The organism is Friedmanniella luteola, from assembly GCF_900105065.1.
In the GTDB taxonomy this organism is placed as follows: domain Bacteria; phylum Actinomycetota; class Actinomycetes; order Propionibacteriales; family Propionibacteriaceae; genus Microlunatus; species Microlunatus luteolus.
In genome coordinates this window covers 3,182,254-3,195,865 of record NZ_LT629749.1, presented here as the reverse complement: position 1 = coordinate 3,195,865, position 13,612 = coordinate 3,182,254, and the positions used below count along the sequence as shown (strand labels likewise).

Below are 13,612 nucleotides of genomic sequence, written 5' to 3'. Positions count from 1 at the left end.
GATGCTGACGGGACCAGGGGCCGACGTGGTGCGGCTGTCGATGCTGGACGAGGCCGAGCGGGAGCGGCGCTTCCGGGTGCTGCAGGAACGCATGCCGACCGTCTGGAGCTCCGTGCGGCAGGGCCACCGCGACGAGTCGGTCGTCGTGCTGCCGTCGACCTCGACCGACCAGGCGAGCGGGCGGAGCGGCAGCCTCGCCCAGGCGTTCGAGGAGCGGCTGCTGTTCCTGCTGCTGCTCCTGCGCCAGCCCGACCTGCGGATGGTCTACATCAGCTCGCTGCCGATCGCGCCCGCCGTGATCGAGTACTACCTGGCCCTGCTGCCGGGGGTGATCCCCAGCCACGCGCTGGCCCGGCTCACCCAGATCTCGGCGGACGACGGGTCGGCCCGGCCGCTGAGCGCGAAGCTGCTGGACCGGCCGCGGCTGCTGGAGCGGGTCCGGGCCGCCATCCCGAACCGGGAGCGGTGCCACCTCATCCCCTACAACACCTCGGCCCTGGAGCGCGACGTCGCCCTCCTCCTCGACATTCCCGTCTACGGAGCCGACCCGGGTTTCGCCCCGCTCGGCACCAAGTCGGGCTGCCGCCGGCTGTTCGGCGAGGAGGGCATCGTGCACCCGCTCGGGCGGGAGGGCCTGCACACGGTCGACGAGGTGGTCGAGGCACTGCTGGAGCTGCTGGACCAGCGGGGCTTCGAGGAGGCCGTGATCAAGACCGACGAGGGCGTGTCCGGCATCGGCAACGCGCTGATCGACCTCCGGGGGGTCGGCACGCTGCCGGCGGAGGCCCGCCGTCGGGAGGTCCGTCGGCGGGTCGAGGGCTTGTGCCCGGAGGCCGGGCTCGCGGCCCGGACCTACCTGGACGCGTTCGCGGCCGGCGGGGGCATCGTCGAGGAGCGCATCGTCGGCGAGCGGCTGGAGAGCCCGAGCGTGCAGCTGCGGGTCATGCCCGACGGCTCCGTCGAGCTGCTGTCCACCCACGACCAGCTGCTCGGCGGGCCGAGCGGGCAGAGCTACCTGGGGTGCGTCTTCCCGGCCGACCCGGCCTACGCCGCCCTGATCAGCGGCCCCGCCACCGTGCTGGCCGAGCGGCTGGCCCGCGAGGGCGTGCTGGGCCGGTTCGCCGTGGACTTCGTGGTCACCCAGGACGCGGACGGGGCCTGGCACAGCTACGCCATCGAGCTGAACCTGCGCAAGGGCGGCACGACGCACCCGTTCCTCACCCTGCAGTACCTCACCGGCGGGAGCTACGACGCCGCCTCCGGACGCTTCCTGTCCGAGACGGGCGTCCCCAAGCACCTGGTGGCCACCGACCACCTGGAGGGCGACGACCTGCGCGCCCTCGCGGTGCGGGACCTCTTCGACGTCGTCGCCCGGCACCACCTGCACTTCGACCTGGGCCGGCAGACCGGGATCGTCTTCCACATGATCAGCGCGCTGACCGAGCACGGCCGGCTGGGGATGACGGCCGTGGCCGACAGCGCGGAGGAGGCGATGGCCCTCTACCAGCAGGCGAGCGCGGTGCTGCTGCGCGAGGCGGCGGCCGCCCGGGAGGAGCTGGCCGTCCCGGGCTGACCCGCCCGCCGGCCCCGGCCGCCGGGCCTCAGCCCAGGGCCGCGGCCGCCCGCTCCACCGGCAGCGCCGCCACGTAGCGCTCGATGAACTGCTCGAAGCCGGCGACGTCGGCCGGGTCCGGGTCGACCGTCTCCAGCGCGGCGTCGGCGAAGACCCGCTCGGCCAGGTAGCCCGTCAGGTCCTGCCCGTCGGTCCGGGACGCGCGGAAGGCGGCCAGCGTGGCCATCCCCCAGGCACCCCCCTCGGCGGCCGCCGCACCCACGGTGACCGGGGTGTCGATGGCGGCGGCGAGCAGCGCCTGGCCGACGCCCTTGGTCTTGAACAGGCCGCCGTGGGCGAACATCCGCTCCAGCCGGGCCCCCTCGTCACGCTGCAGCACGTCCATCCCGATCCGCAGCGTCGCCAGGGCCGAGTAGAGCTGCACCCGCATGAAGTTGGCCAGGGTGAACGTGCTGTCGGGGGAGCGCAGGAACAGCGGCCGGCCCTCCTCGAGCTCGGTGATCGGCTCGCCGGACAGGTAGTTGAAGGCCATCAGACCGCCACCGTCCGGCGCTCCCCGGAGCGCCGAGGTCAGCAGGGTCCCGAACAGCCGGGACGAGTCGACCTCGACGCCCAGGGCGCCGGCGAACTCCCCGAATAGCCGGACCCAGGAGTCCAGCTCACTGGCCCCGTTGTTGCAGTGCACCATCGCCACCAGGTCGCCCGCCGGCGTCGTCACCAGGTCCAGCTCGCGGTGCACCCGGCTCAGCGGCTGCTCCAGCACCACCATGGCGAAGATGCTCGTCCCCGCGCTGACGTTGCCGGTGCGCGGGGCGACCGAGTTGGTGGCCACCATGCCGGTGCCCGCGTCACCCTCGGGCGGGCACATCGGCGCCCCGGCCACCAGGGCGCCCGACGGGTCGAGCAGGCGGGCGCCGTCGGGGGTCAGCTCGCCGGCCGGGTCCCCGGCCGCGCGCACCGTGGGCAGCAGCTCGGTGAGCCGCAGCTCGTGGCCGTGCCCGGCGAGCAGCTCCTCGACCTGCGCGATCATCGCGGCGTCGTAGCCGCCCGTGGCGACGTCGATCGGGAACATCCCGCTGGCGTCCCCGACGCCCAGCACCTGCTCGCCGCTCAGCCGCCCGTGCACGTAACCGGCCAGCGTCGTCAGGTGGGCGACCGCCGCCACGTGCTCCTCGCCGTCGAGGACGGCCTGGACGAGGTGGGCGACGCTCCAGCGGTGCGGGATGTTGTACCCCAGCAGCGCGCTCAGCTGCTCCGCGGCCGGGCCGGTGTTGGTGTTGCGCCAGGTCCGGAAGGGCGTCAGGAGCTCACCGTCGGCGTCCAGCGCGAGGTAGCCGTGCATCATCGCCGAGACGCCGAGGGCGCCGACCGTGGTCAGCGCGACGCCGTGCTGGCGCTGCACGTCCGCGGCCAGCTCGGCGTAGGCCGCCTGCAGGCTCGCCCACACCGACTCCATCGAGTAGGTCCAGCGCCGGTCGACGAACTGGTTCTCCCAGTCCGAGCCGCCCGCGGCCAGCGGGGCGTGGTCCGGCCCGATCAGCACGGCCTTGATCCGGGTCGACCCCAGCTCGATCCCCAGGGCCGTCCGCCCGTCCTCGATGGCCGCCCGTGCATCCGTCGTCATGTCGCTCACGCAGGTCATCTTGCCCGGTCGGCGCGGGTCGGGGGCGCCCGGACCCGCGGCGGTCAGCGCCGCCAGACCTCGCGGGTGAGCCGGAAGAGGCGGAACGGCACCCCGTCGTGCACCACCTCACCGGCCGGGACGAAGCCGAGCCGGCCCACGACCCGCTCGGGGTTGCGGCTGCGGGGGAGGGCGATGGTGACGGCGTCGAAGCCCAGCTCGTCGAAGCCGCGCTGCAGGGCGGCCCGGGTGACGAGCTCGCCGGCGCCCCAGCAGGCCGGCCGCAGCACCAGGGCGAGGTCGGGGCCGTGCTCCTCGCGCTGGAACCCGCCCCAGCCGGCGAAGACGCCGTCGAGCAGCACCGCCCAGGGGCCGTAGCCGGCCGTCTCCCACTGCTGGTCCTTCGACCGCACCCAGGCCGCGGTCGACTCCCGGGTCGTCGGGCCGCCCGCCAGCGGCAGGTGCCGGGCGTTGCGCGGTTCGTCGAGGAGGGCGACGAGGTCGTCGAGCGGGACCTCCGTCAGCCGGACGAAGGTCACCTCCGGGGTGGGCGTCGTCACGGTGGTCACCGTCCTCCCTGTGGAGCGGCGCTCAGGGCGTCCAGCGGGGGCGGTCGTCCCGCAGGCTCCGGAGCTCGGCCTTGCTGGCCACGCCCAGTGTCTTGTACAGCGCCGTCAGCTGGGCCTCCAACGACCGCTTCGACACGTACAGCGACGCCGCGATCGCCTGGTTCGTCCAGCCCTCGAGGACGAGGGTCAGGATCTTCTGCTCCTCCCCGGTCAACGCGGGGGCGCTCCCGCCGCGGACGGCGGGGCGGGCGCCGTAGCGCGCCATCAGCGTGCGCACCTCGACGCCCAGCCCGGCGGCGATGACGGGCCAGCTGAGCCCGGCCTCGAGCGCGGCGCCCACGGACCGGCGGGTCTGCTGCTCCAGCTCCTCGGCCGCGGCGCGGTGCCGGGCCAACCGGGCGTAGACCTCGGACTGCTCGGCCGTGAGGGGCGCGGTCATCGGGCTGGTCGACAGATCAGCGTGCACGGCTACCTCCCGGGGACGGGCCGGCGCGCAGCAGCGCGCCGACGAGCGGTCGGCGGGGCCTGGACCCCACCTCGGCGGCCGGCTCCGGCGGCCTGTGGAGCATTCCGGGGTCGGGGTCGCCCGGGATGCACCCCGGGCCGGACCGGGACCTCGGCCGGCCCGTCGCCGCCCACTCCGCGGCGCCTCCCCGTCGCCGCGGCCCCTGCTGACGCCGCTCGGACGAGGAGAGGCCGGGGAGCCGGCGCTAGAGGGCGACGCCGAACCAGACGAGGGCGAGGTCGCGGTGGAAGCGCAGCGCGATCGCGCCGAGCACCACGAGGTACCAGACGGCGACGACGGTGACCGCGTACGCCTGCAGCCGCCGTCCCGGCCCGGTGAGCCGGACCCCCAGGTGGCCGGCGGCCGCGTTGTGCAGCGTCACGCCGACGACGGCAGGGATCGTGACCGTCCAGACCAGGAGGCACCACAGGCACAGGGCGCCGATGACGTAGAGGCTCTGCGTCTGCAGCCAGGTGATCAGGGCCGCCGCGAGCAGCACCCCGGCCTGCAGGCCGCGCCAGTACCAGCGCGGCAGCGCCGTCCGCCCCAGCAGCAGCGCCCCGGTGACCAGGAGCACCGGGAAGCCGGCGAGCCCCAGCAGCGGGTTGGGGAAGCCGAGCAGGGCGCCGGCCCGCGACGTCATCACGGGCCCGCAGGCGACGAAGGGGCTGAGGTCGCAGGCCAGCGTGGCGTCGGGGTCGGCCAGCAGCCGGAAGCGGTCGACGGTCAGCGCCAGCGCCGCCAGCAGGCCGAGCGCCCCGGCCACGCCCAGCACCACCCCGAGCCAGGGGGCGCCGGGCGGTCGGCCGCCCCCGTCGGCGGCGGTCGCCGCGTCGCGGTCGTCGACGTCCGGCCCGGCGCCCTCGCCGAGCGGGTCAGCCACGGGCCAGCTCGCCGACCCGGTCGAGCAGCTGCTGGCCACCGAGCGTGGGCACCGTCTGGCCGTTCAGCTGCAGGGTCGGCGTGGACCGGACGCCGCGGGCGGCCGCGTCGGCGGTGTTCGCCGTGATCCAGCCGGTGTAGCGCGCCTCCCCGATGCAGTCCAGGGCCGTCCCGGTGACGCCCCGGCTCGCCGCGAAGCGGCGGAACTGGTCGGCGGACCAGCCGTCGGTGGTGGCGCTGTGCTGGGCGTAGAGGGCGGCGTTGACGGCCGGCCAGCGCTGCGGGTCCTCGGCGGCGACGCAGGCCGCGGCGCTGCCGGCGGCCGAGCCGTAGCCCGTGACGATCTGGATGTTGTGGTAGCGGACGGCGACGTCGCCGCCGGCGACCAGCTGGTCCAGCACGGCCGCGTTGGCGGCCTCGTACTCCTGGCAGTGCGGGCAGGAGTAGTCGACCCACAGGTCGACCTGGGCCGGGGCGTCGGCGCGGCCCAGCCGGACGGCGGAGCCGTCGACGGCCAGCGGCACCCGGGCGCCGCCGACGGTGACGGTGGTGTCGACGACGGGCGCGCCGGCCGCGGCGTCGGGCGCGGACCGCCGGCCGACCACCACGGCGGTGGCGACGATGACGAGGACGAGGACGGCGACGGCGGTGACCACCCCGACCTGGACGAGGACGCGGCGCCGGCGGGCGGCGGCGGCCGCCAGCCGGGCCCGGTCACGGGCCTGCTGGCGACGGGTGGCGGAGCCGGCCCCGGGGGCACGGCGGGAGCTGCTGGACATGGGTCTCCTGGGATGACGGTGGGCCCGCCGGGCGCAGCGCAGCAGGGCGTGGCCGGACGGGTGGGGGACGACGGCGACCGGCCCGGCTCGAGGAGCAGGGGCGGCGAGGTCGGGGGGGCGGTCAGGCCAGCAGCGGCGGGCCGCGCGGAGCGGCCGGGGTGTGCGGGCGGCGCAGCGCCGCGGTCGCGGGGGCGGGGGCCGGCAGCGGGACCCGCCGGGTCCCGGCGCGGACCGTCAGGACCGGTACCGCGCGGGCGACCCGGTCGACGGCGCGCCACAACGTGGCCTCGCCCCGCGCCAGCAGCCAGGCGGTGGCGAGCACGGCGACGGCGTGCCCGGCCCACATCGCGGTGTCGGCGGCGGGCGCGCCCGGGGACGGCACGGCGCCCGGCGGGAGGCAGCCCGTCACCGCCGCGTGGTGGGCGTGCGGACCGGCCAGGCAGCCGGCCGCGGTGGCCGGCACGGCGGTGGCGCCGAGGACCACGTGCAGAGCCAGCTGCTCCGCCCCGAGCAGGGCGACCAGCAGGGGGAGCCGCACCCGCCGGGCGGTCGCGGTCACGGCGACCAGGCCGACGAGCAGGGTGAGCACGACGAGCACGCCCGGCGACGGCAGCCGCCCGCCGCCGAGGAGGTGCGCGGTGCCCGCCAGGACCAGCGACGACCCGCCGAGCGCGGCGACCCGGACGAGCCGCCGGACCCCGTGCGCGGGGTGCCGGGGCGCTGCTCCCGTCGTGGTCGGCCGACCCGCGTGGTGCGGGTCGGCGGGGCGGGTCACGGGCCCAGTCTAGGGAGCCCGCACCGGGCCGGGCGGTGCTCGGCCGAGCTCCCCGCCGCACCTGCGGCCCGGTTCCCGGCCCGGACGGCCCCGGGGTGCCATGATCGACGGGTGTCCGACGAGCCCGGGTTCTGGTCCTCGACGGACTTCCCCTACACCTGCCTGCGCGACCGCCACCGCACCGCGACGCTGGCCGAGGTGGTCACCGCGACCGTCCGGCCGGGCGACGTCGTCCTCGACGCCGGCGCCGGGACCGGGATCCTCGCCCTCTACGCCGCCCGCGCGGGGGCGAGCCGGGTGTTCGCGGTGGAGAACGACCCGGTGCTGTGCCGCCACCTGCGCAGCACCGTCGAGCGCAACGGCTACGCCGGCGTCATCGAGGTGGTCGAGGCCGACGTCCACACCTTCACCGCGCCCACCGTGGACGTCGCGCTGATGGAGCTGGTCGAGACGGCGTTGGTCGACGAGGCGCTGGTCTCGGCCTACAACGCGCTGCTCGGGCTGGGCACCGTCGGGCCCGCCACGCGCTCGCTGCCCGCCGGCTACACGACGGCGGTGCAGCCCGTCGTCACCGAGAACGCCTACGACGGCTTCGAGGTCGTCGCCCTGCGTCACGACTGGTCCTTCTACGAGGGCCAGCCGGAGGTCTGGGGCCACTGGCCGTGGTCGCCCGCCGGTCCGGTCACCCCCGTCTGGACGGGGGCCTTCGCCGGCGAACCCGTCGAGCCGCGCGTCGACGTCGTCGTCGCCGTGGACGACCCGGACCCCCGGGTCAACGGCCTGCGGGTGACCGGCGAGCTGGAGATGCCCGACGGCCGGGTGTGCGGGGAGTTCGCGTCGCTCAACGGGCCGAAGGTGCTGCCGCTGCCCGTGCGGCCCGCCGGCTCCCGCGCCCTCCGGCTGGGCTACACGATGGCCGAGGGCCTCGCCGGCCTCGAGGTCGCGTGGGTCTGACCCGGCTCGTCCGGAACCTGGTCGGAGCGCCCGCCGTCCCAGCCGGCGGAGCGCGGGGGGAGACCCGCGCCCACCGACGAGAGCGAGGCCTCCCGTGAGCGGACCCCCACCGACCGGGCCGACGCCACCCCGGCCCGCGTAGCCGGCCGTCCCGGCCTACGGCGAGGGCGCCCCGGCCCGGCCACCCGCTGGTCGGGTCCCTGGGGACCGGCCATCGGAGCCGGAGCCCGACGTCCGTCCCTCGGGTGTGGTCCTGGCGCTCGCGCTCACCGTCGGCTGGAACCTTGTGGCCCTGCTCGGGGTGCTGCGGTTCGGCTGGCCGGCCGGCAACGTGCTGGTGCTGTTCTGGGTGGAGAACGCCGTGCTGGGGGTGGTGACGCTGGTGAAGGTGCTCACCGCGCAGGGCGTCTCGGACGCCGAGATCACCATCAACGGCCGGCCCCGCGAGGGCACGCCGGGCCTGTTCGCGCTGTTCTTCTGCTTCCACTACGGCCTGTTCTGCCTGGTGCACCTGGGCTTCACCGGCGTCGTCGCCTGGCGGGTCGGCCTGGAGCCCAGCTTCTGGCTGCTGGGCCTGCCCGTCGTGCTGCTCGTGCTCCGCTACGCCGTCGAGACCGCCACCAGCTGGTTCGGCACGGGCGGCCAGCGCCGGACGCTCTCCTCGGCCCGCGCGATGGTGCAGCCGTACCCGCGCGTCGTGGTCCTGCACCTGGCCGTGCTGGGGGCCTTCGCCCTGGTGGTCCGCGGCGTCGACCCGGCGGGGCCGCCGTCGTGGGTCGAGGCGCCGGCCGACCTGCTCCCGCTCGGCTGGCGCACCGAGGGCGTCGCCGCGGTGGCCCTGCTGCTCGTCGTGAAGACGGTCGTCGACGTGATCACCACCCGCTGGACCCTCCGGCGTCGTCGACCCGGACGCCCCCGGGGCGACCGGGACGGCCGGTCCCTAGGATCGCGGTCATGACGTCTCCCTCGGTCCTGTTCCTCGGCGGCACGGGCATCATCAGCTCGGCCTGCACCGCCCGCGCCCTCGCCCAGGGCTTCGAGGTGTTCGTGCTCAACCGCGGCACGTCGACGACGCGGCCCGTCCCCGAGGGCGTGCAGACGCTGGTCGGCGACCTGGGCGACCCCGACTCGTTCCGCGCCGGGGTGGGTGACCGGGAGTTCGACGTCGTCGCCGACTTCCGGGCCTTCACCACGGCCGACGTGCAGAGCCGGCTCGACGTGCTCGAGGGCCGGACGGGGCAGTACGTCTTCATCAGCTCGGCCTCGGCCTACCAGACCCCGCCCGGCCGGATGCCGGTCCGGGAGTCGACGCCGCTGCACAACCCGTTCTGGCAGTACTCCCGCGACAAGATCGCCTGCGAGGAGCTGCTCACCGCGGCCTACCGGGAGCGGGGGCTGCCGATGACGATCGTGCGCCCGTCGCACACCTACGACCACACGCTGCTGCCCTTCGACGGCGGCTGGACGGTCGTCGACCGGATGCGCCGCGGCGTCCCCGTCGTCGTCCCCGGCGACGGCACCTCGCTGTGGACGCTCACCCACCACACCGACTTCGCCCACGCCTTCGTCGGCCTCCTGGGCCACCCGGCGGCGATCGGCGACAGCTTCCACATCACCTCCGACGAGTGGCTGTCGTGGAACGAGATCTTCCTGACCGTGGCCCGGGTCGCCGGGCTGGACCCGGAGCTGGTGCACGTGCCCTCCGACGTCATCAACGAGGCCGACCCGGAGTGGGGAGACGGCCTGATCGGCGACAAGGCGCACACGATGATCTTCGACAACACCAAGGTGAAGGGGCTGGTCCCCGACTACGTCGCGAAGGTGCCCTTCGTCCAGGGCGCCCGCGAGATCATGGCGTGGTTGGACGCCGACCCGGCCCGCCAGCAGGTCGACGCGGCGATGGACGCCACGATGGACGCCCTGGTCGAGCGCTTCCGGGTCGCCCGGGCGTGACCACCCCCGGCGCACCCTTCCCGGCCTGGTTCTTCGACCGGGACGACCCGAGCCCCGACGACCGGTTCTACCGGCCGACGCGGCTGGTCACCCACATCGACGACGGGGCGGTGGCCGCCGTCGGGGACCTCTACGCCGAGCTGGGGGTGGACGGCTCGGCGGGGGAGCCGCGGCGGGTGCTGGACCTCATGTCGTCCTGGGTCTCGCACCTGACCACCCCGCCCGCGGAGCTGGTGGTGCTCGGGATGAACGCCGCGGAGCTGGCCGCGAACCGGGCCGCGACGGAACGGGTGGTGCAGGACCTCAACGTCGAGCCGGAGCTGCCCTTCGACGACGCGTCCTTCGACGCCGTGCTGTGCTGCGTGTCGGTCGACTACCTGGTGCGCCCGGTCGAGGTGCTGGCCGAGGCCGCCCGGGTGCTGCGGCCCGGCGCACCGGTGGTGCTGACGTTCTCCAACCGCTGCTTCCCCACCAAGGCGGTGCACGGCTGGCTCGCGACCGACGACGCCGGGAGGTGCGCCCTCGTCGCCGACTACCTCCGCCGCGCCGGTGGCTTCGGCGAGCCGGAGGTCAGCCTCCGGACGCCCTCCACCCGCGGCTACCGCGGCGACCCCCTCTACGCCGTCGTCGCCCGCCGGGTCCCCTCTCCCTGAGGAGCGGCGCCCCCTGAGGGCCCCGCTCCTGAGCCTGTCGAAGGGCCTTCGACAGGCTCAGGCCGCGCGAGGGTCGGGCCGCGCGAGGGTCGGGCCGCGGGAGGCGAGGGGCTCAGGGGACGAAGCGGTAGCCGACGCCCGGCTCGGTGAGGAAGTGCCGGGGACGGCCGGGCTCGGCCTCCAGCTTGCGGCGCAGGTTGGCCAGGTAGACGCGGAGGTAGTTGGTCTCGCGGTGGTAGCCGGGGCCCCAGACCTCCCGGAGCAGGTCGGTCTGGCGGACCAGCTGACCCGGGGTGCGGGTGAGCACCTCCACCAGCCGCCACTCCGTCGGCGTCAGGTGCACGGCGGCGCCGGCGCGGGTGGCGCGCTGGTCGGTGAGGTCCAGGCGCAGCTCGCCCGCCGCGACCACCCGGGGCGGCGTGCCGACCGCCAGCGGGCCGTGCCGCAGGGCGGTCCGGATGCGGGCGAGCAGCTCGTCCATCCCGAAGGGCTTGGTGACGTAGTCGTCGGCGCCGAGGTCGAGCGCCTCCACCTTGTCGTCGGAGGCGTGCCGGGCGGACAGCACCAGCACCGGGACCTCGGCGGACGAGCGCAGCTGGCGCAGCACGCTGACACCGTCCACGTCGGGGAGCCCGAGGTCCAGCAGCACCAGGTCGGGCATCCGCTCGGCCACCACCTGCAGGGCCGAGCGGCCGTCCGCGGCCGTCCCCACCTCGTAGCCGCGGGCGCGCAGGTTGATGCTGAGCGTGCGCAGCAGGGCGGGGTCGTCGTCGACGGCGAGCACGAAGGTCACGCGGTCACCACCGCCGGGGCCAGCGGGAGCTCGACCACCAGCGTCAGCCCGCCGCCGGGGGTGTCGACGGCGGTCAGCCGGCCGTGCATCGCCTCGGTGAGGCCGCGGGCGACGGCGAGGCCGAGCCCCAGCCCGTCGCCGGCGGGGACGTCACCGAGCCGCTGGAACGGGGCGAAGAGCGCCTCCCGCGATCCCGGCGGGACGCCGGGTCCGTGGTCGACCACCCGCAGCTCGACGCCCGGCCGGTCCGGGTCGGGCACCAGCCCGGCCGTGACCTCGACCGGGGTGCCCTCCGGGGTGTGCCGCAGCGCGTTCTCGACGAGGTTGGCGATCACCCGGTCCAGCAGCCCCGCGTCGGCGAGGGCCGGGCGGTCGAGGCCGGCGAGCCGGACCTCGACACGGTCGGCGTCGGGCAGCGGGTCGAGGGCCCAGGCGACGGCGCTGGCCAGGTCGACCTCGGCGAGCAACGGGTTGACCGAGCCCGTCTGCAGCCGGCTGAGGTCCAGCAGGTTGCCGACCAGGTTCTCCAGCCGGTCGGCGCCGTCCTCGACGGTGGCCAGCAGCTCGGCCTCGTCGGCCGCCGACCAGCGGATGCTCGGGTCCCGCAGGCTGCTGGCCGCGGCCTTGATCACCGCCAGCGGGGTGCGGAGGTCGTGCGACACGGCGGCGAGCAGCGCCGTCCGGGTCCGGTTGCCCTCGGCGAGCTCGGCGGCGCGCCGCGCCGCGGCCAGGGCCTCCCGCCGCTCGCGCACGACGGCGAAGTGGGCGGCGAACGCCGAGAGCAGCCGGCGGTCGGCCGCGTCCAGCGGGTGCCCCCGGAAGACGACGGAGACCTCGGGCGTGACGACGATGTCGGCGTCGGCGCCGTCCGGCCCGGTCGGGGCGTCACCGGACGAGGCCTCGACGACGCAGCCGTCGGCCGTGCGGCGCAGGACGGCCGCCCCGCTCATGCCGAACACCTCCGCCACCCGGCCGAGCAGCTGCTCCTGGTCGTCGCCGGTGTGCAGCAGCGCGTGGGAGAGGACGGCGAGCGCGTTCGCCTCGGCCCGGGCGCGGGTCGCCTGCTCGGTCCGCCGCGCGGCCCGGTCGACGACGGAGGCGACGGCCACCCCGGTCAGCAGGAAGACCGCGACCGCGAAGGCGTTCTCGGGGTCGGCGATGGTGAAGGTGCCGGTGGGCGCGACGAAGAAGAAGTTGAGCAGCAGCCCGCTGACCAGGGCGCCGACGACGGCGGGCCACAGGCCGCCGACCAGGGCCGTGCCCACCACCAGGGCCATGAACAGCATCGACTCGCTGGGCAGGCCGTGCAGGTCGGGGGTCAGCCGCAGCAGCCCGGCCAGCAGGACGGTGGCGGGCAGCGCCATCAGGTAGCCGCCGAGCAGCCGGCGACGGCTGACCCGGGCCCGCTGCCGACCGGCCCCGCCCCGATCCCGGGCGTAGGGGTGGGTGACGACGTGCACGTCGATGTCCCCGGACTCGGCGATCACCCGCTCGCCGACGCCGGGCCGCAGCAGCGTGGCCAGCCGGCTCCGGCGGCTGGCGCCGACCAGCACCTGGGTGGCGTTGACGCCGCGCGCGAAGTCGAGCAGCCCCTCGGCCGCGTCGGCGGCGACGACGGCGTGGAAGGTGCCGCCCAGCTCGGCCGTCCTGGCCCGCAGCCGCTCCAGCTCCGCCGTCGACACGCCGCTCAGCCCGTCCCGCCGGGTGACGTAGACCGCCATCCACTCACCGCCCGCGGTGCGGGAGGCGATGCGGGCCGCCCGGCGCAGCAGGGAGGCTGACTCGGCCGCCCCGGACACCGCCACGACGACGCGCTCGCGGGTGGCCCAGGTGGCGTCGATGCCGTGCGCGGAGCGGTAGCGGTCCAGGCCCTCGTCGACCCGGTCGGCCAGCCAGAGCAGGGCCAGCTCGCGCAGCGCGGCCAGGTTCCCCTCCCGGAAGTCGTGGGTCAGGGCGTGCTCGACCCGGTCCGGGGGGTAGATGTTGCCGTGCTCCATCCGCTTCCGCAGCGACTGCGGGCTCAGGTCGACGAGCTCGACGGTGGCCGCGCCCCGCACCACCTGGTCGGGCACGGTCTCGGTCTGCCGGACCCCGGTGATCGCCTCGACGACGTCGTTGAGGGACTCCAGCTGCTGCACGTCGAGGGTGGTGACGACGTCGATGCCCGCGGCCAGCAGCGCCTGCACGTCCTGCCAGCGCCGGGTGTGCGCGTCCGGGTGGGCCGCGCGCCAGGCCTCGTCCACCGGGACGGTGTGAGCCAGCTCGTCGACCAGGGCCACCCGCGGGCGGCGGGCCAGCACCGCGTCGACGTCGAGCTCGGTCACCTCGACGCCGCAGTGGCGCAGCGTGCGGCGGGGGACGACCTCCAGGCCCTCCGCGGCCGCGGCCGTGCGGGCCCGTCCGTGCGTCTCGAGGACGGCGACCACGACGTCGGTCCCGCGCTCCTGCCGGCGGCGGCCCTCGTCGAGCATGGCGCAGGTCTTCCCGACCCCGGGTGCGGCGCCCAGGTGCACCCGGAGCTGACCGACCGCCATGCGCCCAGTCTGCCTCGCCGG

The 13,612-nt window shown here is 75.9% G+C and carries 13 protein-coding genes; 5 read left to right on the top strand and 8 right to left on the bottom strand.

The genetic code is table 11. The features are described 5' to 3' along the window. Window position 1: 1 nt before the first annotated feature. Window positions 2–1,573, top strand: coding sequence for a peptide ligase PGM1-related protein (locus tag BLT72_RS15035; RefSeq protein ID WP_091413868.1), 1,572 nt, complete (start codon window positions 2–4; stop codon window positions 1,571–1,573). A 28-nt stretch (window positions 1,574–1,601) separates the two neighbouring features. Here BLT72_RS15035 and BLT72_RS15030 read toward each other — a convergent pair whose 3' ends face one another. From BLT72_RS15030 to BLT72_RS15005, 6 genes are all read right to left on the bottom strand, one after another. Continuing rightward, a complete protein-coding gene (locus tag BLT72_RS15030; RefSeq protein WP_091417579.1) occupies window positions 1,602–3,197 on the bottom strand; it encodes a xylulokinase in 1,596 nt (531 codons plus the stop codon). Window positions 3,198–3,259: 62 nt separating this feature from the next. After that, entirely contained in the window at window positions 3,260–3,763 is a 504-nt protein-coding gene (locus tag BLT72_RS15025) for a GNAT family N-acetyltransferase (RefSeq protein WP_197677055.1), read from the bottom strand. A 22-nt stretch (window positions 3,764–3,785) separates the two neighbouring features. Next, window positions 3,786–4,202, bottom strand: coding sequence for a helix-turn-helix domain-containing protein (locus BLT72_RS15020; RefSeq protein ID WP_091413867.1), 417 nt, complete (start codon window positions 4,200–4,202; stop codon window positions 3,786–3,788). Between the two features lie 271 nt (window positions 4,203–4,473). After that, a complete protein-coding gene (locus BLT72_RS15015) occupies window positions 4,474–5,151 on the bottom strand; it encodes a vitamin K epoxide reductase family protein (RefSeq protein WP_157720517.1) in 678 nt (225 codons plus the stop codon). Continuing rightward, entirely contained in the window at window positions 5,144–5,929 is a 786-nt protein-coding gene (locus BLT72_RS15010; protein ID WP_091413865.1) for a DsbA family protein, read from the bottom strand. The genes BLT72_RS15015 and BLT72_RS15010 overlap by 8 nt, the downstream gene beginning before the upstream one ends. A gap of 121 nt (window positions 5,930–6,050) precedes the next feature. Next, window positions 6,051–6,704, bottom strand: coding sequence for a hypothetical protein (locus tag BLT72_RS15005; protein WP_197677054.1), 654 nt, complete (start codon window positions 6,702–6,704; stop codon window positions 6,051–6,053). Between the two features lie 111 nt (window positions 6,705–6,815). On the opposite strand from BLT72_RS15005, the gene BLT72_RS15000 reads away from it, so the two are divergent. The 4 genes from BLT72_RS15000 to BLT72_RS14985 all read left to right on the top strand — a co-directional run bounded on the left by BLT72_RS15000 (window position 6,816) and on the right by BLT72_RS14985 (window position 10,264). Beyond that, window positions 6,816–7,658 carry a 50S ribosomal protein L11 methyltransferase gene (locus tag BLT72_RS15000; RefSeq protein ID WP_231930080.1) on the top strand — a complete coding sequence of 281 codons (843 nt, stop codon included), beginning with the start codon at window positions 6,816–6,818 and terminating at the stop codon, window positions 7,656–7,658. 247 nt (window positions 7,659–7,905) lie between these two features. After that, window positions 7,906–8,616, top strand: a complete 711-nt coding sequence (locus BLT72_RS14995) for a DUF6498-containing protein (protein ID WP_091413862.1) — start codon at window positions 7,906–7,908, stop codon at window positions 8,614–8,616. Further along, a complete protein-coding gene (locus BLT72_RS14990; RefSeq protein ID WP_091413861.1) occupies window positions 8,613–9,611 on the top strand; it encodes an SDR family oxidoreductase in 999 nt (332 codons plus the stop codon). Before BLT72_RS14995 ends, BLT72_RS14990 begins: the two co-directional genes overlap by 4 nt. Beyond that, window positions 9,608–10,264: a methyltransferase domain-containing protein gene (locus tag BLT72_RS14985; RefSeq protein ID WP_091413860.1), complete on the top strand. Its 657-nt coding sequence runs from the start codon at window positions 9,608–9,610 to the stop codon at window positions 10,262–10,264. Before BLT72_RS14990 ends, BLT72_RS14985 begins: the two co-directional genes overlap by 4 nt. A gap of 112 nt (window positions 10,265–10,376) precedes the next feature. On the opposite strand, the gene BLT72_RS14980 is transcribed toward BLT72_RS14985, so the two are convergent. Next, complete coding sequence (locus tag BLT72_RS14980; protein ID WP_091413859.1) at window positions 10,377–11,057, bottom strand: response regulator; 681 nt, start codon at window positions 11,055–11,057, stop codon at window positions 10,377–10,379. Then, entirely contained in the window at window positions 11,054–13,591 is a 2,538-nt protein-coding gene (locus BLT72_RS14975) for a DUF4118 domain-containing protein (protein ID WP_091413858.1), read from the bottom strand. The genes BLT72_RS14980 and BLT72_RS14975 overlap by 4 nt, the downstream gene beginning before the upstream one ends. Between the last annotated feature and the right edge of the window lie 21 nt (window positions 13,592–13,612).

Coding starts and splice junctions, on each gene's coding strand:
- BLT72_RS14975 (WP_091413858.1), bottom strand. CDS start 13,591: ATGGCGGTCGGTCAGCTCCGGGTGCACCTGGGCGCCGCACCCGGGGTC.
- BLT72_RS15010 (WP_091413865.1), bottom strand. CDS start 5,929: ATGTCCAGCAGCTCCCGCCGTGCCCCCGGGGCCGGCTCCGCCACCCGT.
- BLT72_RS15030 (WP_091417579.1), bottom strand. CDS start 3,197: ATGACGACGGATGCACGGGCGGCCATCGAGGACGGGCGGACGGCCCTG.
- BLT72_RS14990 (WP_091413861.1), top strand. CDS start 8,613: ATGACGTCTCCCTCGGTCCTGTTCCTCGGCGGCACGGGCATCATCAGC.
- BLT72_RS15020 (WP_091413867.1), bottom strand. CDS start 4,202: ATGACCGCGCCCCTCACGGCCGAGCAGTCCGAGGTCTACGCCCGGTTG.
- BLT72_RS15035 (WP_091413868.1), top strand. CDS start 2: ATGCTGACGGGACCAGGGGCCGACGTGGTGCGGCTGTCGATGCTGGAC.